The 18,468-nt window shown below is 62.6% G+C and carries 25 protein-coding genes and 1 pseudogene; 9 read left to right on the forward strand and 17 right to left on the reverse strand.

All coding sequences use genetic code 11. The annotated features are described in order from the left end of the window. The coding region (locus tag ACR65T_RS13690; protein WP_434496993.1) for a cytochrome c oxidase subunit 3 at positions 1–259 on the forward strand (259 nt) is incomplete at its 5' end. Next, the gene (locus ACR65T_RS13695) at positions 256–549 is read left to right on the forward strand and encodes a hypothetical protein (RefSeq protein WP_434496994.1); all 294 of its coding nucleotides are present in this window, start codon (positions 256–258) and stop codon (positions 547–549) included. The genes ACR65T_RS13690 and ACR65T_RS13695, both read left to right, overlap by 4 nt. A gap of 334 nt (positions 550–883) precedes the next feature. Here ACR65T_RS13695 and ACR65T_RS13700 read toward each other — a convergent pair whose 3' ends face one another. The 3 genes from ACR65T_RS13700 to ACR65T_RS13710 all read right to left on the reverse strand — a co-directional run bounded on the left by ACR65T_RS13700 (position 884) and on the right by ACR65T_RS13710 (position 2,637). Beyond that, positions 884–1,216 carry a hypothetical protein gene (locus ACR65T_RS13700; RefSeq protein WP_245433572.1) on the reverse strand — a complete coding sequence of 111 codons (333 nt, stop codon included), beginning with the start codon at positions 1,214–1,216 and terminating at the stop codon, positions 884–886. A gap of 182 nt (positions 1,217–1,398) precedes the next feature. After that, entirely contained in the window at positions 1,399–1,536 is a 138-nt protein-coding gene (locus ACR65T_RS13705) for a photosynthetic reaction center cytochrome c subunit family protein (protein ID WP_434496995.1), read from the reverse strand. Between the two features lie 138 nt (positions 1,537–1,674). After that, complete coding sequence (locus ACR65T_RS13710; protein ID WP_434496996.1) at positions 1,675–2,637, reverse strand: PDR/VanB family oxidoreductase; 963 nt, start codon at positions 2,635–2,637, stop codon at positions 1,675–1,677. 278 nt (positions 2,638–2,915) lie between these two features. On the opposite strand from ACR65T_RS13710, the gene ACR65T_RS13715 reads away from it, so the two are divergent. Genes ACR65T_RS13715 through ACR65T_RS13725 form a run of 3 tightly spaced genes read left to right on the forward strand, consistent with a single transcriptional unit; the run spans position 2,916 to position 6,884 of the window. Further along, the gene (locus tag ACR65T_RS13715; RefSeq protein ID WP_434496997.1) at positions 2,916–4,571 is read left to right on the forward strand and encodes a SagB/ThcOx family dehydrogenase; all 1,656 of its coding nucleotides are present in this window, start codon (positions 2,916–2,918) and stop codon (positions 4,569–4,571) included. Next, on the forward strand, positions 4,568–6,265 hold the full coding sequence (locus ACR65T_RS13720; protein ID WP_434496998.1) for an ATP-binding protein: 1,698 nt from the start codon (positions 4,568–4,570) through the stop codon (positions 6,263–6,265). The genes ACR65T_RS13715 and ACR65T_RS13720 overlap by 4 nt, the downstream gene beginning before the upstream one ends. Before the next feature lie 16 nt (positions 6,266–6,281). Beyond that, positions 6,282–6,884, forward strand: a complete 603-nt coding sequence (locus tag ACR65T_RS13725; RefSeq protein WP_434497009.1) for a DUF938 domain-containing protein — start codon at positions 6,282–6,284, stop codon at positions 6,882–6,884. 121 nt (positions 6,885–7,005) lie between these two features. On the opposite strand, the gene ACR65T_RS13730 is transcribed toward ACR65T_RS13725, so the two are convergent. From ACR65T_RS13730 to ACR65T_RS13740, 3 genes are read right to left on the reverse strand one after another with little or no spacing between them, the layout of a single operon-like run. Beyond that, a complete protein-coding gene (locus ACR65T_RS13730; protein ID WP_434497010.1) occupies positions 7,006–7,461 on the reverse strand; it encodes a hypothetical protein in 456 nt (151 codons plus the stop codon). Positions 7,462–7,463: 2 nt separating this feature from the next. Further along, entirely contained in the window at positions 7,464–7,682 is a 219-nt protein-coding gene (locus ACR65T_RS13735) for a type II toxin-antitoxin system HicB family antitoxin (protein WP_434496999.1), read from the reverse strand. After that, positions 7,679–7,921 (reverse strand): hypothetical protein, encoded by a 243-nt coding sequence (locus tag ACR65T_RS13740; protein WP_018406810.1) that lies wholly within the window; start codon positions 7,919–7,921, stop codon positions 7,679–7,681. The genes ACR65T_RS13735 and ACR65T_RS13740 overlap by 4 nt, the downstream gene beginning before the upstream one ends. A 79-nt stretch (positions 7,922–8,000) precedes the next feature. Here ACR65T_RS13740 and ACR65T_RS13745 point away from each other — a divergent pair, with 79 nt between their 5' ends. The 4 genes from ACR65T_RS13745 to ACR65T_RS13760 all read left to right on the forward strand — a co-directional run bounded on the left by ACR65T_RS13745 (position 8,001) and on the right by ACR65T_RS13760 (position 10,091). Beyond that, on the forward strand, positions 8,001–8,333 hold the full coding sequence (locus ACR65T_RS13745; protein ID WP_434497000.1) for a Rieske 2Fe-2S domain-containing protein: 333 nt from the start codon (positions 8,001–8,003) through the stop codon (positions 8,331–8,333). 56 nt (positions 8,334–8,389) lie between these two features. Next, positions 8,390–8,704 carry a hypothetical protein gene (locus ACR65T_RS13750; RefSeq protein ID WP_434497001.1) on the forward strand — a complete coding sequence of 105 codons (315 nt, stop codon included), beginning with the start codon at positions 8,390–8,392 and terminating at the stop codon, positions 8,702–8,704. An 80-nt stretch (positions 8,705–8,784) separates the two neighbouring features. Next, the gene (locus tag ACR65T_RS13755) at positions 8,785–9,654 is read left to right on the forward strand and encodes a xanthine dehydrogenase (protein ID WP_434497002.1); all 870 of its coding nucleotides are present in this window, start codon (positions 8,785–8,787) and stop codon (positions 9,652–9,654) included. Between the two features lie 11 nt (positions 9,655–9,665). After that, the gene (locus ACR65T_RS13760; protein ID WP_434497003.1) at positions 9,666–10,091 is read left to right on the forward strand and encodes a group II truncated hemoglobin; all 426 of its coding nucleotides are present in this window, start codon (positions 9,666–9,668) and stop codon (positions 10,089–10,091) included. A gap of 129 nt (positions 10,092–10,220) precedes the next feature. Here ACR65T_RS13760 and ACR65T_RS13765 read toward each other — a convergent pair whose 3' ends face one another. The 11 genes and pseudogenes from ACR65T_RS13765 to nifH form a co-directional block, all read right to left on the reverse strand. After that, the gene (locus ACR65T_RS13765) at positions 10,221–10,838 is read right to left on the reverse strand and encodes a glutathione S-transferase family protein (protein ID WP_434497004.1); all 618 of its coding nucleotides are present in this window, start codon (positions 10,836–10,838) and stop codon (positions 10,221–10,223) included. Between the two features lie 40 nt (positions 10,839–10,878). Continuing rightward, a complete protein-coding gene (locus ACR65T_RS13770) occupies positions 10,879–11,175 on the reverse strand; it encodes a ferredoxin family protein (protein WP_123174937.1) in 297 nt (98 codons plus the stop codon). Between the two features lie 32 nt (positions 11,176–11,207). Next, positions 11,208–12,515 (reverse strand): FAD-dependent oxidoreductase, encoded by a 1,308-nt coding sequence (locus ACR65T_RS13775; RefSeq protein ID WP_123174936.1) that lies wholly within the window; start codon positions 12,513–12,515, stop codon positions 11,208–11,210. Positions 12,516–12,526: 11 nt separating this feature from the next. Then, on the reverse strand, positions 12,527–13,630 hold the full coding sequence (locus ACR65T_RS13780) for an electron transfer flavoprotein subunit alpha/FixB family protein (protein ID WP_196400930.1): 1,104 nt from the start codon (positions 13,628–13,630) through the stop codon (positions 12,527–12,529). Positions 13,631–13,652: 22 nt separating this feature from the next. After that, positions 13,653–14,495, reverse strand: a complete 843-nt coding sequence (locus ACR65T_RS13785) for an electron transfer flavoprotein subunit beta/FixA family protein (protein WP_434497005.1) — start codon at positions 14,493–14,495, stop codon at positions 13,653–13,655. Between the two features lie 30 nt (positions 14,496–14,525). Next, positions 14,526–14,867 carry a nitrogenase stabilizing/protective protein NifW gene (gene nifW / locus ACR65T_RS13790; RefSeq protein ID WP_434497006.1) on the reverse strand — a complete coding sequence of 114 codons (342 nt, stop codon included), beginning with the start codon at positions 14,865–14,867 and terminating at the stop codon, positions 14,526–14,528. Then, positions 14,864–15,640: a serine O-acetyltransferase gene (gene cysE, locus ACR65T_RS13795; RefSeq protein WP_434497007.1), complete on the reverse strand. Its 777-nt coding sequence runs from the start codon at positions 15,638–15,640 to the stop codon at positions 14,864–14,866. The genes nifW and cysE overlap by 4 nt, the downstream gene beginning before the upstream one ends. Before the next feature lie 26 nt (positions 15,641–15,666). Beyond that, positions 15,667–16,866, reverse strand: coding sequence for a homocitrate synthase (gene nifV / locus ACR65T_RS13800; RefSeq protein ID WP_434497008.1), 1,200 nt, complete (start codon positions 16,864–16,866; stop codon positions 15,667–15,669). Positions 16,867–16,949: 83 nt separating this feature from the next. Continuing rightward, a complete protein-coding gene (locus ACR65T_RS13805) occupies positions 16,950–17,270 on the reverse strand; it encodes a HesB/IscA family protein (RefSeq protein WP_018406797.1) in 321 nt (106 codons plus the stop codon). A gap of 137 nt (positions 17,271–17,407) precedes the next feature. Next, positions 17,408–18,109 carry a nitrogen fixation protein NifQ gene (locus ACR65T_RS13810; RefSeq protein ID WP_434497011.1) on the reverse strand — a complete coding sequence of 234 codons (702 nt, stop codon included), beginning with the start codon at positions 18,107–18,109 and terminating at the stop codon, positions 17,408–17,410. 73 nt (positions 18,110–18,182) lie between these two features. Then, a pseudogene (gene nifH, locus ACR65T_RS13815) lies at positions 18,183–18,468 on the reverse strand (nitrogenase reductase); the annotation flags it as partial.

The raw sequence follows: 18,468 nt of genomic DNA on the forward strand, positions 1-18,468 counted from the left end.
AGGCGCGAATTTCTCAGTTCACGGACCGTCGCGAAGCGGCGCCCAGCTCTTCTTCGCCTTCTACTTCTTCAGCACGGCGCTTCACGGCCTTCATCTTCTCGTCGGACTTGCGCTTCTCGCCTGGATTATCTCGAAGGCGCCACAGTTCACCGCGGAGCGCCATAATTCCGTTCGCGTCGTCGGACTCTATTGGACCTTTATCGACATCATCTGGCTTATTCTGTTTCCGCTCATCTATCTCATAGGACGGGCCTCATGACAGCGGTCGTCCTTCGTCTCATCTCGGTCGCGTCGCTGATGTTTGCGCTTCTCGCCGCAGAGCTTGCAGCGACCTTTGCCTTCCCGGATTGGGGACGCGGCGGCGTCGCGGTCATCGCGGCGACGATGGTAGGCGTGGCGGCGTTCGGATTCATGGACCTGCGTCAAGAAGGCGTTGTCGTCTGGCTGTTCGCCGCCGCGGCGCTTCTGTGGCTCATCATTCTTCTAGGCCTCGGCGCCCTCGATCCGATGACGCGCACGCTCTATCCGACAGTCATCGCCGTCCCATAGGGTCTTCTTACTCGCCCGCGCGTTTCATCTCCGGATAGGCGCAGTGCGCGTCGGGCGCGGCTCGCCGCGCGCGCCGGTATGAACTTCCGCCTCCACGAAAGGCAGGCGCGGCGCTGCGCCGCGACGTTTTTGAAGACGCGGAACTTGCGCGCTATCTCTCCGCGCCGCCGATGCATATGATCCCCCAGATGAAGTCGCGCGGCTGCATCGGGCGGCCATCAACCAACTCGGCGAAGCGAAAGCCGCCGAGATTTCGCGCAAGACGGGACGGGGCACGAGCCGCTCTGCCCTGGATTGCTTCGTCGCTTGCGCTTCTCGCAATGACGACGCGCGCCTAGCTTCCGGCTGGAACGAGCCAATCCTCGGCTGGCGCATAGCCTTCGCCGACCGCCTTGCGATAATGCATCGTGAAGCCGCTGATCGCCTTCCGCAGTGCGTCGCCTGGCGTATCCGCCTCCGACGCGCAGCTCCAAAAGGGGCTCGGCTGGCGCGGCGTCTTGATCGCGTGGCTCAGGCGATAGGCCGTGCGCGAACCCCAGGTCCGGCGTAATCGAATGGTGACGACGGTCTCGAGCGTCCCAATCCGGATCATATAGGCGCCTTCGTCGTCTTGCCTTTCAACGACGCTGACGCAATCATCTTGCAGCGCGCTTTCCACTGTGCACACGGCGTCATCCTCCCTGCTTTGCGCCCAGCGAAACGAAAGCAAAGCTCCAAACTGCCGGTATTGAGACGTGCGCGACCATCCTTGTCAAAAATGGCTAAAAAGCGCCCGGCCGACATGGCCGTCGGCCGGGCGAAAGCCGACGGTCAGCGCGCGGCCTTGCCGCCGAGTTCGGGGAAGTCCTTCTACTTACTCTGACCGTAAAGCGGTTTGCTCACGCCCTGATGACAGGTCCCGCAATTCGCCTTCGGGCGGTCGCTGAGCGGCCCTAAACGATTGGCGGGATTGAGCGATTTCAGCGTTTCGAGATAGACGGCGCTCACCTCGCGCCGGCAAGATCAACGAAGCCGCAAAGCAAGAACGCGAGCCCTGTCTGAAGGCCTCCCGGCAGGCGGCATGATCGTCTCGAGCGGCGAATGCGGCGTCTGCGTCCGCGTCACGACGACGGCCGCGCGCAGCGTTTAAAGATTCAGCACCAGCAGGTCGCTCTTGGCGCGCGAGACACAGGCCAGGAAAAAGCCGTCGGCCTTTTCCTGATCGGAGAGACGCTTGTCGCGATGGTCCGCCTCGCCTTCGATGACCTGGATCTTGCACGTGCCGCACATGCCCTGTTCGCAGGACGTGGGAATCTTCACGCCCTGCTCCTCGAGGAAAGCCGTGACGGTCTTGTCGCCGGGGACTTTATAGACGGCTCCCGTACTGGCGATCTTGACTTCGAAGACCTTGTCGAGCACGGCCGGAGGAACTTTCGCGGTGAATCTTTCGACGTGGATTCGCTCCTTGGCCCAGCCTTTCTGCTCGGCAAGGTGGATGATCGGATCCTGCCACCAATCCACGCCGCAGATGAAGAGCTGCGTCTCTTCCGGCTGGTCCTGCAGAAGGGTCACCGGATTGAGCAGCTGATTGAGTTCGCTCGCCTCATAATAATATTTCGTATTCTCCGCGAAATTCGATGTCGCGATCATCTCGCCGAAGGAGCCCGGCGACATCATGGCATAGACGTAGTGCAAGTCGAAGGGAATGTCTTGGCGCTTGAGGTGGTCCGCGATGCTCAGGATCGGCGTCACGCCGATGCCTCGCGCCATTAAGATCGCGCGTTTGGTTTGCCGCGGCACGCGAAACCGATTTCTTGGCAAGCCCACCTGCAATTTGTCGCCGACATTCACTTGCGTATGCAGCGCCTTGGAGCCGCCGCGGCTGTTGGCGTCGTTCCACACGCCAATGACGTAGCGATGGCGTTCCGTGGCGCTGTTGCACAAGGAATATTGCCGCACCAAACCGCCGGGAAGCGTGACATCGACATGCGCGCCAGGCGAGAAGGTCGGCAGTTCAGCGCCGGTGGGATCGACCAGTTCGAACGAGGCCATATTGTGGGCCTCGTCCGTCTTCTTGGCCACAGTGACTTCACGCAGAGTATCGTCCATCGCGTCGTCCGATCAAGATGCGGAACAGAGCTCGGAAAGTAGCAAGAAGCATACCCTTGGGGGTCGCCGCAGACCCGAGCCGCAGTGAACCGACAATGTCACCTATCGGCCAAAAGCCCAGGGTTGCGTCTCCGCTGTGGCGGTCTTGTGCGACACTTCTTGGTCGCTATCCGGGCGTGCTCCTCCGCAGGCGGGCAAAAGCCATTGATATTTCTGGCCCTTCTCAACCCTCCAAACTGGGCGCCCTTCTTGAATTAAGAGGCCGACGAGGAGGCCGCATGGCTGAAGCCGAGATCGAACTCCAGACTTTGAACGACCGAATGCGAGACGCCGACGCGCTGCCGAGCGATATCCGCGGCTATCACAGGCGCACGAAACATGCCCCGACGCGCTATGCGCTTGGGCCGGCCTTTCTTGATTGGACCTCGCAGCCTTCGCCTTTCCGGCGCTTCGCCGGCGCGCCGCGGATCGAACTGCCGCTACGCGATCGCGAAGAGACCGCGCCTTTCCCCGGCCCTGCGCTGCGCGCCGCGCCGCTCGACCGCATGGCGCTCGGCCTGTTCCTGGAGCTCGGCTTCGGGATCAGCGCCTGGAAAAGTTACGAAGGCTCGACGTGGGCGCTGCGCAACAATCCCTCTTCCGGCAATCTGCATCCCACCGAAACCTATCTCCTCGCCAACGCCGCCGAGGGGCTCGGCGAGACCGCCGCCCTTTATCACTATGCGCAGGAAGATCATGCGCTGGAGCGGCGCGCTAATTTTGAAACGCCGGGCGTTCTGCCTGAGGGCGGATTTCTGCTCGGACTGAGTTCCGTCCCGTGGCGAGAGAGCTGGAAATATGGCGAACGGGCGTTTCGCTATTGCCAACTCGACGTCGGCCATGCGATCGGCGCCGCCGCGCAGGCCGCCGCCGCGCTGGGCTGGCGCGCGCATCTTTTGTGCGAACCGGGCGACGCCGACATCGCGGCGCTGCTCGGACTCGATCGGCCGGACGCCGCGCATCGGCGCGAGGAAGAACATCCCGATGCGCTCTTGTGGATCGCCGTGGATGGGAGCGCGTCCCCCACCATTGACGTCTCCAGCCTTGCGCGCGCGTCGCGGACGTGGACGGGCGCGGCAAATCGCCTGAGCGACGACCACGACGGCTGGCCGCTCGTCGACCGCGCGACGCGGTTCTGCGTCAAGCCCCGCACGCCGACATTGGAGCCATTGTCGCGCATTGCGCCCAAGCCCGCCTTCCCCTTCCCGCTGCCCGACATCGGGCGCGGGGTTCGGCGTCGGCGCAGCGCGCAGCGCATGGACGGAATCGCCCGCCTCTCGCAGGAGGCGTTTTGCGCCATGCTGACGTCGACGCTTCCCGGCGCCGAGCCATGCCTGGTGCCCTTCCCCTGGCCGCCACGGCTAAATCTGCTGCTCTTCGTGCATCGCGTCGAGGGCGTGGAGCCGGGTCTCTATCTGCTGCAGCGCGACGCCGAAACCACGGCGCGGCTGCGCGAGATGTCGGCGCTGGCGTTGCTTTGGACGCCGATCGAGATCGGGCCGCTCAAACTCTTTCGTCTGCGGCAAGGCGCCGTCGAACGCGAGGCGAGCATGAACGCCTGCCGCCAAGCGATCGCCGGCAAGGGCTGTTTCGCCGTCGCGATGATCGCCGATTTCGACCGCACGCTTCAAGAGGACGGCGGCTTCGGCTATCGCCGGCTGCACTGGGAGGCCGGCGCGATCGGCCACGCGCTCTATCTCTGGGCCAGCGCCATTGGCCTCTCCGGCACGGGGATCGGTTGCTTCTTCGACGACGAGATCCACGCGATGCTCGGCCTGTCGCCAGAACAATACGCCTTTCAGGATGTCTACCACTTCACCGTCGGCGCCGCGCTGGAAGACCCGCGCATGCTGACGCTCCCCGCCTACCCTGAAGAGATGCGCGAGCGAACATGAACATCCAAATCGAAAGGCCGCATGTCGAAGCGCTGATTGCGCGCTTTCCCGCCCATTCGGGGCTCTCGTCGCAACTGCGCTTCGGCGACAGAGTCGAACTCGATCTCGCGCATCTCTCCGGCGCCGAATTCGATTTCCTCGAGGAGCTCTATCAGCAGTCGGGTCCCGAATTGCGCGCCAGAGCCGCGCAGCTTGCGACGCTGCGCTCGGCGCTGGAGTCGCAGGGCAAGCGTTTTGAGGCAGGCGATCTTGAGGACGTATTGCCGGCGCTGGTCAAATATATGACGACCGACGCGCTGCGCGGCTGGCTGTTCACGGCGAGCGTCGCCGCCAAGGCGCTGCCCTATGTCGTGACGCGTTTCGACTACGTGCCGACGTCCAACGACGAGGCCGGCAAAATCCTGGTGGAACTGAAGGCCAACGCCAAGGGCACGCTGCAAACCAATCTCATGCGCATCATGGCGCCCGACATTGTCGGCCGAACAATCAGCGAAATCCTCGCCGCCAAAGGTTTTCTGCGCGAGACGCCGGCTTTGATCGAGGCCTTCGACGCGGCGAGCGAGACGTATTTCGATTGGCGCGGCCGCTATGGCGCGCAATTTTCCGGCAAGGGCTCCGGCTTTCACGCCGAAGATCCCAACGCCACGCATCGCGACACGGATTGGACGCGCAAGGACGTCATCGTGCTCTCGACGAGCGGCGGCGAGGCGCGCCTCGTCAACGACGAGGCGGTGCTCTCGGCGCGCAACCTGACGCTGGAGGCGCCGGGCGACGTGCTCGGGCATTTTCTGCGCAAGGCGGGCAAGAGCAACAATTTCTCGGGCGAGGACGAGATCGCCGAGCTGCGTGAACAGATTCCGCCGGGACTCTTCACGCAAGTTCCCGTGCATCCCTACATTTTGATGTTCCATCTCGATCTGCATCATCACGTCTGGGTGCATGTCGATGAGATGCGGCTTTATCGCTATCAGCCCGAGTTGAAGAACAAGTTAGTGCTGCCGGAGGAGCAGACGGATCTCATCGACATTCTCACCGCCGAAATGGACGTGCTGATGGATGACATCGTCCAAGGCAAATCCGGCGGCACCACGGTGCTTTGCGCCGGCCCGCCCGGCGTTGGCAAAACGCTGACCGCGGAAGTCTATTCGGAAATCATCCAGCGTCCCTTGTACCGCGTGCATTCCGGGCAATTGGGCCTCAATGTCGGCACAATGGAGACGGCGCTGAAGGAAATTTTAACCCGGGCCCAGCGCTGGGGAGCGGTGATGCTGATCGACGAGGCCGACGTCTACATCAAGCGCCGCGACGACAACATCGCCATGAACGCCGTCGTCGGCGTTTTCCTGCGCGTGCTCGAATATTTCAATGGTCTGCTCTTCCTGACGACGAACCGCGTCGACGACATCGACGAGGCGATCGTCTCGCGCTGCATCGCGCTGATCAAATATAACCCGCCAGACGCTGACGCGAAGCGCCGTATCTGGCGCGTGATGACCGAGCAATTCGCGCTCAAAGTCGATGACGCGCTCATCGACGACCTCGTCGAGATTTTCCCCGCCGCCACGGGCCGCGATATAAAGGGGTTGGCGAAGCTCACGGCGAAATTCTGCCACCAGAAAAATGTGCCGCCGAGCCTCGCCGTCTTTCGCCGCTGCGCTATCTTCCGCGGCCTCGACACGGCGCATGCGGCATAGCGGTTAGGACGTGAGCATGGAAGAGGCGCGGCTGCAGTCGCCCTCGGTCGCGCGCAATCGCGAAGCGATCCTTGACGTGTTGCGTCCGCTTCTGCCGCAGCAAGGCGCCGTGCTCGAAATCGCCAGCGGCTCGGGCGAACACGCGGCTTGCTTGGCGGAAAATTTGCCGCATCTCATCTTTTGGCCTTCCGATCCCAACGCCGCGGCGCGTCGCAGCATCGCGGCCTGGCGCCTATCGCTCGGTCTCGCCAATCTTCGCGCGCCATTGGCGCTCGATGCGCGCGACGACGATTGGACCCTCCACGCAGCCGACGCGATCCTCTGCATCAACATGATCCACATCTCGCCCTGGTCGGCGACGGAAGGCTTGTTCAAAGGCGCGGCGAGAATCCTCCCGAGCAATGCGCCGCTCTATCTTTATGGCCCCTATCGGCGCCAAGGCGTCGAGACGGCGCCGAGCAATATTGAATTCGAGGCTTGGCTGAAGACGAAAGATCCGGCCTTCGGACTGCGCGACTTGGAGGCCGTCGCCGACTGCGCCTCGCGCAACGGATTCTTGGACCCTGCCGTCATTGAAATGCCGGCCAACAATCTCAGCATGATCTTCCGCCGCGCATAGATCACGCTGCATTTGAGCGGAATCGCCCAAATGCAGATCACGTGGATCGATATCCAAAGTTTGAGCGCGCTCTATGCGAAAAACCGGTTCCCACTTTTTCGCAGCGCGCTCCAAGCCCGTTTCAGCCATCGAATCCGCCGGACAGTCGCTCGCGCCAGCGTTCGCGAAAGGCGTTCGCCACATCCTCACTCGCGAAGGCGACCTCGATCGACCATTCCGTGGTGCGCGCATCGTCGGGCCACGCCCGTTCCGCGCTACGCCAGAAGATGTTTGGCCAGTCGGGATTGCGCTGCGGCTTGCCGCTCTCGCGCGACGATGGCCGGCCGACGCGCGCAATCAGCCAGTCCATGATTTCCGGCCGAAAGGCCGCGCCAAAAAACAGCCCGTGCCGACCCATGCGGTCGGGAGTGCGAAAGATACGCTGATTGAGCCAGGCGAAGGCGGGCGGATCAGGATCATTGTGAAAGCAACGCAGCGCCAACAGCCGGAATCCCATGGGGATGGAGAGCGCCGGCACGGCGTTGACGCAGCCCGCGGACTCCTGCAACGCCGCCGTGGCGGAGCCATGATTTTCCATCCTCACGCGCTCTCTCCCCGCGCCTCGGGCGGCGGCCGGTCGACGGCCTTTAGCGCGTCGAGCACGGCGATCAGCGCGCGGCGCCCATCCTCCACCGCCTCCGCCTCGGTGCCGCCGACCCCGACGCAGCCGGGAATCTGAGGGTAAGACACGACGTAATAGCCGCCCTCCTCTGGCGGTCCGCGGCCCAGCTCGGTTCGATAGACGGGCGCCTCGCTCATTTGTCCAACTCATCCATGAGGTCGACCATCGCGACGAAGGCCTTCACGTGAACGCTTCTCACCTTCGCCTTCATGGGGATGGCGACGCAATTCGGCACCGAGGGATGCGTGAACACGACATGCGTTCCCGTCACCTTGCGGAACTTGATCGCATATTGCGAGGCGGTGATTTCAAAATCGGCGGGCGTCCAGGCGCCGCCGGGATCATTGCGAAACGCCTCCAAGCGCTTGTTATGCATGGCGACGTCTCCTTCACGCACGGCTCGAATCTTGCTCGCCGTCGATGCAAATTCGCAGCCAGCCTTACGGAGCGCCCTCATGTTTGTTCGCGTCTGCAAGGAAGACACGCTCATGGAGGGCGGAATGCGCGTTGTCATCGCCGACGCGCAACTCATCGTTCTCGCCTGGCCGGAAGACGGCGTCTTAAAAGCGTTTCAGGGAGTCTGTCCGCACACCAACGTTCCCTTGGCCGACGCCGATTTCGACGGGACGACGCTGACCTGTCCGCTGCATTTCTGGTCGTGGGACATGAACAGCGGCCAGCCGACCCATGAGCATGCGACGCCGCTCGCCGAATATCCGGTGCGGATCGAAGACGGCGTCGTCTATATCGACGCCGAAGGCGTCGCGCCGATCTTCGCGGAACCCTGAGCAACGCTGGTCCGTATATTGCGAGACAGCGATCGCGCAAGGGAAGGTTGGCGAGCATGGCGGTGGATCTGAAGACCGATTGGACGAATGACGATCTCGCCAGGCTGATGGCGTCCGTCGAAGACGACCGCGACTGGCGTCTCGAGGTCAGCGCCGCGGGAGTCGCCGATCTTAGCGACAAGACCGCCAACCCCACCGGGTCCGACTACGACGAGACGCTGCACTGCTTCTTCGAAACCTGGATGCAGGGAACTGATTTCGTCGGCGTCTCGGCCGCCGCCGACAAAACGCTCGTCGCAAAAATCGCAAACGCCTTGCGTGAAAATTATCCAGAACTTAAGGCGGGGAAATTCGTTTACGTGGCTTTGTAGCGCCTTCGGCGACGCGGCGAAGACGCGCGCCGCTTCAGTCGCTGGCGTGCGTCTTGCTTTCGCCGAGTCGCGGGGGGACGATGACACAGGTGCGATTCTGCGAATTTCTGTCCAATCGAAGCGCGCCCTTCGTGATCGTTTTGGGCGCGAATGAGATTGCTTCCGCCGTAGCTGCGCGTCTGACGCGGGAGGGCTACCACGTCGTGCTCAGTCACGACCCTTACCCGCCCGTCATTCGGCGTGGCATGTCGTTCCACGACGCTCTTTTCCAAGATCGCGCCGAGGTCGACGGCATTCAGGGCTACCGCGGCGAGACTGCGCTGGAAATCATACGGGTTTTGTCCGTAACGGGCGTCGTCGCGGTGACCTCGCTGCAATTGACCGATCTCCTCGCGCTCCGCACGCCCGACGTGTTGATCGACGCGCGAATGCAAAAGAACCGCATGACGACCAATCTGCGCAAGATCGCCAATCTCGCCATCGGCCTCGGCCCGCATTTCACCGCCGGCTTGAACTGCGACGTCGCCATCGAGACGCATCCCGACCACGCCGGCGAGCTCGTCGAAACCGGCGAAACTCGGCCCAACGACCATGTTCCACGCTACCTTGGCGGCGTCGGCCGCGGCCGCTTCGTTTATTCCGCCCGATACGGCGTTTGGCGCACGCCTCTCGACGTTGGCGCGCGAATCTTCAAGGATTACCTCCTCGGACTCCTCGACGGTCACCGCGTCCTTTCGCCGATGGACGGCTTCCTGCGCGGCATCGCGCGCGACGGGGTTGTCGTGCCGCAAAATGTGAAACTCGTTGAGGTCGATCCGCGCGGGCGCGCCTCGACTTGGACGGGCACCGACGAACATGGGCGCGCCATAGCGGACGCCGCCTATCGCGTGATCGCCAGGGCGGCCCACGCACGCCATTGGGCGCGACCCGTTACCGTAAGTTATCACTGAGGCTTGAGGCCGTGACGACGACCACCATCGACAATACCGTATCCATATTCGATCGCATCGGCGGCTTCGACACGGTCGACCGGCTTGTCGAAACCTTCTACCGCAACATGGACGAATTACCCGAAGCGCGCGGCATACGCGCCGTTCACGCCGACGACCTTGGACCGACGCGCGCCATTTTGAAGGTCTATCTGGCCGAATGGCTCGGCGGCCCCAAGGACTATTCCGCCAAGAAGGGACATCCGCGCCTGCGCATGCGGCATAGCCATTTGCGCATCGGTCCGGCCGAGCGCGACGCCTGGATGCTGTGCATGAACGGCGCGCTGGATGCAACGATCGAAGACGTCGGCATACGCGAAGGCCTGCGCGAAAATTTTGCAAAGCTGGCTGATTGGATGCGCAATGATCCGGATAATGCGCATGATAAGCGCCATTGAGCGCGGAGCGGCGCATCCATCAACGTTGAGGCGCGCTCTCTGTCGGCGGCGCGGGCCGTGCTGTCGCATGGCGTGCAAAACTGTGCGCCTCTCGCACGGCCTATCGGCGGCTGAAGCGCGCGCGTTGGATCAGCTGCGATAGCCCTCTTCAGCGAGCACCTGCCGGACGGCCGGGCGCGATTTCATAAGCGCGTAATGCGCCTGGCAATTGCGCGGCAGCGTCATGCCCGTCTTGTCGGCCCAAAACTCCACATAGAACAGCGCCGCGTCGGCGACCGAAAAGCCGCCAGCGACATAGTCCTTGCCGGCAAGTTCCGTATCGATCGCGATCAGCGCCGAGACGACGATTTCGCGTCCTTCGGCTTTGATCGCCTCGACGTCGGCCTCCCGCCCGGCGTAGCGCTCCGGCGTGAACACGCGTCGAAAGCCTTCTCCGTGGATATGCTGAACGCAAAAATGCATGGCGGCCAACGCCGCCTCGCGCGCATCCACGCTCTCGGGCAGAAGCTTGCGGCGCGGATAGGTCTCCGCAAGCCATAGGGCGATCGAGTGAAAATCCGTCAGCGCGACGCCGTCGTCGCGCAGCAGAGTCGGAATCGTCCCATTCGGGTTGATCGCCAAATAATCCGGCTTGAGGTGATCGCCCTTAACGAGATTGACGATATAGGCCTCGAAGACCAGCCCGATCTCTTCCAGCAGGATGTGTATGCCCGTGGAGCAGGATCCGGGCGTCATGTAGAATTTCATTCCCGGCTCGCCTTGCGCCTCTGATCGGCGTCGATCAATCTTAGCCGAATTTGAACAGCACGCCGTAGCCGCCGCGCGGATAGTTCCATTCGATGTCGCCGCTCGGCTCGGCGATGATCCGGCACGTGCCGCATTCGACGCAACCGTCCGTCGTGATCTCGACTTGACCGGCCGAGTTCATTTCATAGCAGTGCGCCGGACAGACGTTCAGCAGGCTGAGCAGTTGCGGCGAGGGCGTGGTGTGCGGACGCACCTTGATGTGGGCGCGGCCGGCGTCGACGAGATAGCGATTGAGGTAAAGCTTGTCCTCTACCCGGACTGCTGCTTCTGCGCTCATTGTCCTTCTCCGTTGCTCGAGCGATCGCCCGACTACCTCCACGCGCGCGCCAGCCGAAACGCGTCGCCGACCAGTCCGGTCAGCGAACGCGCTGCGAGGAAGGAGCGGAACGTGGTCTTCTCTTTTTCCCGCTTCGTCGTGCCGTCGACGCGCAGGAAATTCGTCATCGCCTTGGAGACGAGTTGCGGATACGTCAGGAAGAAGTTCTGCGCCTGAATGTGAAGCAGATCCGGCATGTCGCGATATTTTTTCAAATCCTTCATGACGAAGGATTCGTCGAGCATCTTCTTGTAGAGCGCCAAATTCTCCTTCGTCATCGGATCGCGGCGCGATTTGATCTGGAAGATCGCTTCCGCGGCGATCCGTCCGGAGGTCATCGCCAGATTTGAGCCTTCGCGATGTATGGCGTTGTTCAACTGCGCAGCGTCGCCAACCACGACCCAGCCATCGCCATAGAGCTGCGGGATCGCCTTGAAGCCGCCTTCAGGGATCAGATGCGCGGCGTATTCCTTGACTTCCGAGCCTGCGATGAGCGCCGCCACCGATGGATGCTGCTTGAACTTTTCCAGCAGTCCGTACGGCGTCTGTCCTGTCTTCTCGAAGTCCGCGACGAGACAGCCGATGCCAAGCGAGATGGATTCCTTATTTGTGTATATGAAACCCATCCCAGTCATGCCTTGCGAGATGGTGCCGACCGCCTCGATGACGGCGCCTTCGTCGCCGCGCAGATTGAAGCGCGCTTCGAGAGTTTCCTGCGGCAGGAAGTGCATTTCCTTCACCGCGAGAGCGACATTGCTCTTGTCAGGCGTCTTGCGCAGACCGGCTCTTGTGCCGAGCAGCCCGCTCACGCCTTCCGCCAGCACGACGACGTCGGCGCCGACCTGTCCGTTCTTGCGGTCCGTGCGCACGCCGATGACTTTTCCATAGGCGTCCTGCAACAGCTCCAAGACGGTGGTTTCGCACAGCACGACCGCGCCGGCCTCCTGAACCTTCTTGGAGAACCATTTGTCGAATTGCGCGCGGATGATGGTGTAGCGGTTGGGACGCTCCTCGTTGAATTCGTCGGAGCGGTAATGGAGTCCCGTATGGGAGTTGTCGTCCATCATCCAAAAGCGCTGCTCGACGAGATGGCGCTCCAGCGGCGCGTCCTCGCGGAAATCCGGGACAAGCTTCTCGAGCATGTCGGAATAGAGGATCGCGCCCTGCACATTCTTGGAGCCGGAATATTCGCCGCGCTCCAACTGCAGAACTTTGAGGCCCTTGCGCGCCAGCGTCAGGGCGGCGGCGTTGCCGGCCATGCCGGCGCCAACTACGATCGCGTCGAATCTTTCTTCGATCATGCCTATCTCCCCTAGCTCGCTAGACGGTCGCGCTGATGCGGAGACAATCGTTTCGAGAACGCTTCCGTGAGGGCAGGCAAAAGCCGTACCGCGTCGGTGACGATTCCAACATGGGCGAAATCGAAGATTGGCGCATTCTTGTCGGTGTTGATCGCGACAATGTAATCCGCGCCCTCGACGCCGACGCGATGCTGGATCGCGCCGGAAATGCCCGCGGCGATATAAAGCTTGGGCCGGATCGTCTTACCGGTCTGGCCGATCTGCCGGTCAGAGCTGACCCATCCCTTTTGCACCAGCGGGCGCGAACAGCCGAATTCCGCGCCGATCGCGCTCGCCAGCTGACGGATCAGTTGGAAATTTTCCGGAGAGCCGAGGCCGAGGCCGCCCGCCACGACCACGTCGGCGAACGCCAAATTGGATTTTGTCGAATCGCGGTCCGGCAGAAAGGACAACACTTTGGTGACAATGTCATCTTCCACCAGACCGAGTGGATGTTCGATCACGCGGCCGATCGGCTTTTCGACGCGCTCCGGCATCGGCATCACGCGCGGGCGCACGGTCGCCATCTGCGGGCGATAGTTGAGCGTGAAGATCGTGCAGAGCAGCGAGCCGCCGAACGTCGGACGCGTCGCGGCGAGCGAACCTTCCGCATCGACGTCGAGTTCCGTACAATCGGCGGTGAGACCGGTCAGCAGCGTCGTCGCCACCGAGCCGGCAAGATCGCGCCCCAAGATCGTCGCGCCCAGCAGCAGGATTTCCGGCTGATAGGCGTTGACGAGATCAGTCATCGCCTTGGTGTAGCTCTCGTTGCGGTAATCCGTGAGGATGTCGTCCGCGACAAGATAGGCAAGGTCTGCGCCGTAGTTGAAGCTTTCCCGCACGACCGCCTGCGTCGCCTCGTTGCGCGCGCCGACGACGACCGCGGCGAGATTGACGCCGAGCTTATCGGCGAGAATCCGTCCCGCGCCCATCAACTCCCAGGACACGGGATGCGCTTGTCCACGCTCTTGCTCGATAAAGACCCAGACGTGTTTGTAGGCTTTGAGATGTTCGGGCAGCTCTTTTTTCGCCGCCGCGCGCCCCGCCGGAGCAGGAGCCTTTGCCTTATCGTTCATGTGTCGCGCTCCTGTTTCAAGATCAATAGCCGCGCGTCAATTGCCCGAGCTCGGCTTCGAGTTTCGGCCGGCGCTTGAACAATTCATCGACGAAGGCGTCCCCCGGCTTGTCGCCGAGTTCGATGAATTCGGCTTTTTCCGCACGCGGCTTCGGCGCAAAGACGCGCTTGACGATCGTCGGCGAGCCACGCAGTCCGCATTTGGTGATGTCCTCCACGCCGGCGTCCTGCGCGCTCCATTTGATGATCGTCGCGCGCGCCGCCGTCAACGCGTCGCTCAGCGAACCAATGCGCATCTCATTGACGCCTTCGAGGACAGAGATCAGGCAAGGCATTTTACTGCGCAGTTTCTGAACGCCGCCTTCGCTGCGCCGCTCGACGTCGATCGTTCCTGCCTCAAGGTCGACGTCGTCGATATGCGAGACATAAGTGAGTTGCATCAGGCCCAGTCGCTTGGCGACGCCCGGTCCCACCTGCGCCGTGTCGCCGTCGATCGTCTGCTTGCCGGTGAAGACGATGTTCGGCGGGCCAAACTCCACGCCGATCTTGCGAATCGCCGTCGCCAGCGCATATGTGGTCGCCAGCGTGTCGGCGCCCGCGAAAAAGCGGTCGGTCAAGAGCACAGCGCGATCGGCGCCAAAGGTCAGCGCCTTGCGCAGACTATCCTCGGCCGAAGGCGGGCCCATGGTGAGAATGGTGACCGCGCCACCGAATTTTTGGCGCAGCCGCAACGCTTCTTCGATGGCGAAGAGATCATATGGGTTGATGATCGTCGGAACGCCCTGGCGCATGATCGTGTTGGTCACCGGGTGAACGCGGATCTGCGCCGAGTCGGGCACTTGCTTCATGCAGACGACGATATGCATTCGAGTTGTCCCCGTGTATTTGCTAAGCGTTCACTTCAGAATGTTGAGCTGCACCAATGACGGCGGCGCCGCCGGCTTGACGGCGTCCTTATGGACTTTGAACAGGCGCTCGTCGATCGGCGTCGAGGTCAGGAAGTCCTGGTAGGCGCGCTCCAAAAAGTCCTTGCAGCGCTGGGTCACCGTCGCGTCGTCCAGCTCGCATAGATCCTCGCTGAAAAGATATTGCCCCATGCGCCGCAGAATATGGAGGCGCGCGACATTGACCACTTTCGGATCGTAGTCGACGCCGAGCAGCGCAAAGAACTCTTCGGCGCAGGACGCCTTTTTCAGTTGCTCCAGAATGGAGGGCTCCGACATTTTGGTCTCCTTCATATGACTTCCGCCGGCTCCGCCTTTGGCGCGGCGCCATCGGGCGCCCTGACCGTCCGTTCGCGCTCCCGCAGACGCCTCTGCAGATGCGACACCCGCGTCTCCAAAAACTCGACGCGATCGAGCAGGACCGAGAATGCCTCGCCGACCGGGTCCGGCATCAGATGGTGATTGAGGTTGATGCGGCCATCGAACGTGCAGCGGCCGATGTCGCGATGCACGATTTTCGCCGGAATTCCGACCACCGTCGCGTCGCGCATCACACTTTCGATCACGACGGAATTGGCGCCGACGCGCGCATTGCGGCCGATCGTGATGGGACCGAGAATCTTTGCGCCGGCGCCGACGATCACTTCGTCTTCCAGCGTCGGATGGCGCTTGCCCGGCGACCAGGAGACGCCGCCGAGCGTCACGCCGTGATAGAGCGTCACGTCGTCGCCGACGACCGCCGTCTCGCCGATGACGACGCCCGCGCCATGATCGATGAAAAAGCGTCGGCCAATCGTTGCACCGGGATGGATGTCGACATTGGTCAGAAAGCGCGCGAACCAGGAGAGGAGACGCGCCCAGAAGCGATGATCGTTGGTCCACAGCCAATTGGCGAGGCGATGCCAGATGACGGCGTGCAGTCCGGGATAGGTGAGCAGCGTCTCGAAGCGTCCGCGGGCGGCGGGATCGCGCGTCGCCACGCACGCCAGGTCCTCGCGGATCAGTTGCAAGCGCGTCGGCTCGGGCGCCGAGGTCGCCGCCTTGGTCTGCGCTGCCTGGTTCGTCATCGTTGCGGCTCGTTCGAGCATGACGCTCACATGCCTCTCGCGTGAGTGCTCGCGCAGACGCTGCGCCAGATCGAGGTCAAGGCCTCGCCGCTGACCGGCCCCTTGTGATCAAGCGCATGGGCGCGCACGCAGGAGACGATCTCGCCGAGTTCCTCAACGCTGACCGCTAAATCCAATTGCCGCAGTATCGCGGTGACGGCCGCCGAGCCGGAGTGCTTGCCGATCACAATCTCATGCGCGCGGCCGAGCATGCTCGGATCGAAGGCTTCATAGGTGCGCGGGTCCTTGAGCAGCCCATCGACGTGAATGCCGGATTCATGTGTGAAGACATGCTCGCCGACGATGGACTTGTTCAGCGGGATCGGCCGTCGCGCCGCGGCGGAGACGAGCGCCGCGACATTGCGCAATTCGGTGAGCACAATGCCGGTTTCATATTTGTGCAACTGACGCGCCGCTACGGCGACTTCCTCGAGCGGCGCATTGCCGGCGCGCTCGCCGAGCCCGATCACGGTGACCGACGCATGCGTCGCGCCTGCCTTGATGCCCGCCAGGGTATTGGCGGTGGCGAGGCCGAGATCGTCATGACAGTGGATTTCGATCTCGAGGTCGCTCTGCGCGCGCAGTTTAGCGATCAGATCAAAAGCGGCGAAAGGATCGAGCACGCTCAACGTGTCGGCGACCCGGAACCGACGGGCGCCGGCGGCTTGCGCGACGGCCATCGTCTCCATCAGGAATTCAGGTTCGGCGCGCGACGAATCTTCGCCGCCGACCGCGACGTCGAGGCCCTTGTCCCGCGCGTAAGCGACGACGCGCCGCGTCATCTCCAGCGCCTGGGCGCGCCCGCCGCGTAATTTCGCACGTATCTGCGTCTCGGAGACGGGCACGGAGAGATTGACCATGGAGACGCCCGACGCCAGCGCCGCGTCGACGTCCTCGACGCGCATCCGGCACCAGGCGATCGCGCGCAACGGCAATTGGGCGTCGACGATCGCTCGGATCATCGCGATCTCCACGCCGCCCATCGCCGGCGTTCCGGCTTCGAGTTCGGTAACGCCGGCGCGCGCCAGGGCGCGTGCGATTTCGAGCTTTTCTTCGCAGGTGAAAGCGACGCCCGGGGCCTGTTCGCCGTCCCGAAGCGTGGTGTCGTTCAACACCACATCCAGCGCTCTCCGCGTCGGCGAAGCGACGGGAGGGAGCCAACTCTTTCGGGGCACATATGTCGTCATCGACTCATACGAACGCTCGAGGCGCCCGCTTCTATGCAACCGAGGAACAACCGCAAAAACGCTTCGCGCATCCGGGCGCTCCTTCAGTTGAAGGATTTTTGACAGCCGCAGGTCGAGCTTGCGTTGGGATTCTCGAAGGTGAATCCGGAGCCGGCGAGATCCTGGCGAAAGCCGAGCGTCATGCCTTCAAGGCGCGGACGCGAGGCCGGATCGATCAGCACGCGTATGCCGTCCGCCTCCACGACGATGTCGTCGTTTTTCTGCTGCGGATCAAGATCGACGACATACTCGTAGCCGGCGCAGCCGCCTTCCTTGACCAGAATGCGCAGACCACCCTCTCGTTGAGAGGCCCGCGCCATCGCATCCTTTACCGCGGCGACGGCTGCCTGCGAGACCGTGATCATACTGGAGCCTCCGAGATGAACTTGCCTGTGCCTGTATCAAGCAATCGACATGCCATCGCCAACGCGGGCAAAAACCGCCAGTCCGACCAGCAAATTATGAGATTGTCGAAAACTCGACAAAAGTTGTTCGAATGAACTTACACTGTCTGTCCGGCAGGCGTCGCGGGCGATTGCGCCGCCGACGCGACGCGGCTCGTCCCGGTTTCCGCGCCATAGCAGAGCGCGTAATCCGCGCAGTTCGAGCACACGGGCGTGCTGCACATGACGAAACCGTCGTTCTCGCACATCATGCGGTAGATGAACCGCTTCCAGCGCATGTTCTTGTCGTTGCGTCGGGCGAGCGGCGCGAAATGGCGCGCGATCAGCCGCGTCAATTCGGATCTGTCACGAAGCCCGAGGTCCTCCCACAGATGATTGGGCTCCATGGCGCGGCGCGCGATCATGGCGGCGAGCCAGCGGCCGAATTCGCTTTCGCTGGAACGATTCTCAAGAAGAATCTCCCGCACCATTTTGATTTCGTCGGCGTCCACGACACTCGCCTGGTGGTCGCCGCAGGATTCGATGCCTCGCGCGGAAAAGCAGTGAGAAAAAAGATCGCCGAGTTCAGTGTCCGTCAGACCGGCTTGCGCCGCGAGACTTCCGCCCTCGCTCGACGCCAAGGCGAGGATCGACGCCAGAACGTGGCGGTCGAAATTCGCATCGTCATCGATGTTCGCCGCTTCGGGCAAAACTCCGGTCAGGTCGCGATACACGCGCGCAGCATCAGTAACGCTTCGCCCGCTCTCCGTCGCCGCGGATGCGAAGCCGCTGCTGTCGATATTCGGGAATGCGTGCACCATCACGTCACGCTCCGCTGACAACATAACGTCGACCTCCCGCATTGCGGGAGGCCGACGCTCATGCGTTGACGGGTTAGGCGATCGCCTGGAGTTCGGCCGCGGTCTTGCCGATCTGGCTCTCATCGACCGCCTTCATGATGCCGTGCTCCATCAGCATGTCTTCGAGCTCGTCCATCGTGATTGGCGTCGGGATGATGCCCTTGCCCTGGTTGGCGTTAATCTTCACCGCCAGATTGCGGTAATGATTCGCCTGCTGCGACTCCGGCGCTTATTCCAGCACCGTCATCCGGCGCAGCTCCGCGTGCTGCACGATATTGTCGCGCGGCACGAAGTAGATCAGCGTCGTGCCGAGCTTCTTC

This window comes from Methylocystis sp. (assembly GCF_051061285.1).
Classification (GTDB): domain Bacteria; phylum Pseudomonadota; class Alphaproteobacteria; order Rhizobiales; family Beijerinckiaceae; genus Methylocystis.

Coding starts and splice junctions, on each gene's coding strand:
- ACR65T_RS13695 (WP_434496994.1), top strand. CDS start 256: ATGACAGCGGTCGTCCTTCGTCTCATCTCGGTCGCGTCGCTGATGTTT.
- ACR65T_RS13710 (WP_434496996.1), bottom strand. CDS start 2,637: ATGGACGATACTCTGCGTGAAGTCACTGTGGCCAAGAAGACGGACGAG.
- ACR65T_RS13715 (WP_434496997.1), top strand. CDS start 2,916: ATGGCTGAAGCCGAGATCGAACTCCAGACTTTGAACGACCGAATGCGA.
- ACR65T_RS13720 (WP_434496998.1), top strand. CDS start 4,568: ATGAACATCCAAATCGAAAGGCCGCATGTCGAAGCGCTGATTGCGCGC.
- ACR65T_RS13725 (WP_434497009.1), top strand. CDS start 6,282: ATGGAAGAGGCGCGGCTGCAGTCGCCCTCGGTCGCGCGCAATCGCGAA.
- ACR65T_RS13730 (WP_434497010.1), bottom strand. CDS start 7,461: ATGGAAAATCATGGCTCCGCCACGGCGGCGTTGCAGGAGTCCGCGGGC.
- ACR65T_RS13735 (WP_434496999.1), bottom strand. CDS start 7,682: ATGAGCGAGGCGCCCGTCTATCGAACCGAGCTGGGCCGCGGACCGCCA.
- ACR65T_RS13740 (WP_018406810.1), bottom strand. CDS start 7,921: ATGCATAACAAGCGCTTGGAGGCGTTTCGCAATGATCCCGGCGGCGCC.
- ACR65T_RS13745 (WP_434497000.1), top strand. CDS start 8,001: ATGTTTGTTCGCGTCTGCAAGGAAGACACGCTCATGGAGGGCGGAATG.
- ACR65T_RS13750 (WP_434497001.1), top strand. CDS start 8,390: ATGGCGGTGGATCTGAAGACCGATTGGACGAATGACGATCTCGCCAGG.
- ACR65T_RS13755 (WP_434497002.1), top strand. CDS start 8,785: ATGACACAGGTGCGATTCTGCGAATTTCTGTCCAATCGAAGCGCGCCC.
- ACR65T_RS13765 (WP_434497004.1), bottom strand. CDS start 10,838: ATGAAATTCTACATGACGCCCGGATCCTGCTCCACGGGCATACACATC.
- ACR65T_RS13770 (WP_123174937.1), bottom strand. CDS start 11,175: ATGAGCGCAGAAGCAGCAGTCCGGGTAGAGGACAAGCTTTACCTCAAT.
- ACR65T_RS13775 (WP_123174936.1), bottom strand. CDS start 12,515: ATGATCGAAGAAAGATTCGACGCGATCGTAGTTGGCGCCGGCATGGCC.
- ACR65T_RS13780 (WP_196400930.1), bottom strand. CDS start 13,630: ATGAACGATAAGGCAAAGGCTCCTGCTCCGGCGGGGCGCGCGGCGGCG.
- ACR65T_RS13785 (WP_434497005.1), bottom strand. CDS start 14,495: ATGCATATCGTCGTCTGCATGAAGCAAGTGCCCGACTCGGCGCAGATC.
- nifW (WP_434497006.1), bottom strand. CDS start 14,867: ATGAAGGAGACCAAAATGTCGGAGCCCTCCATTCTGGAGCAACTGAAA.
- cysE (WP_434497007.1), bottom strand. CDS start 15,640: ATGACGAACCAGGCAGCGCAGACCAAGGCGGCGACCTCGGCGCCCGAG.
- nifV (WP_434497008.1), bottom strand. CDS start 16,866: ATGACGACATATGTGCCCCGAAAGAGTTGGCTCCCTCCCGTCGCTTCG.
- ACR65T_RS13805 (WP_018406797.1), bottom strand. CDS start 17,270: ATGATCACGGTCTCGCAGGCAGCCGTCGCCGCGGTAAAGGATGCGATG.
- ACR65T_RS13810 (WP_434497011.1), bottom strand. CDS start 18,109: ATGGTGCACGCATTCCCGAATATCGACAGCAGCGGCTTCGCATCCGCG.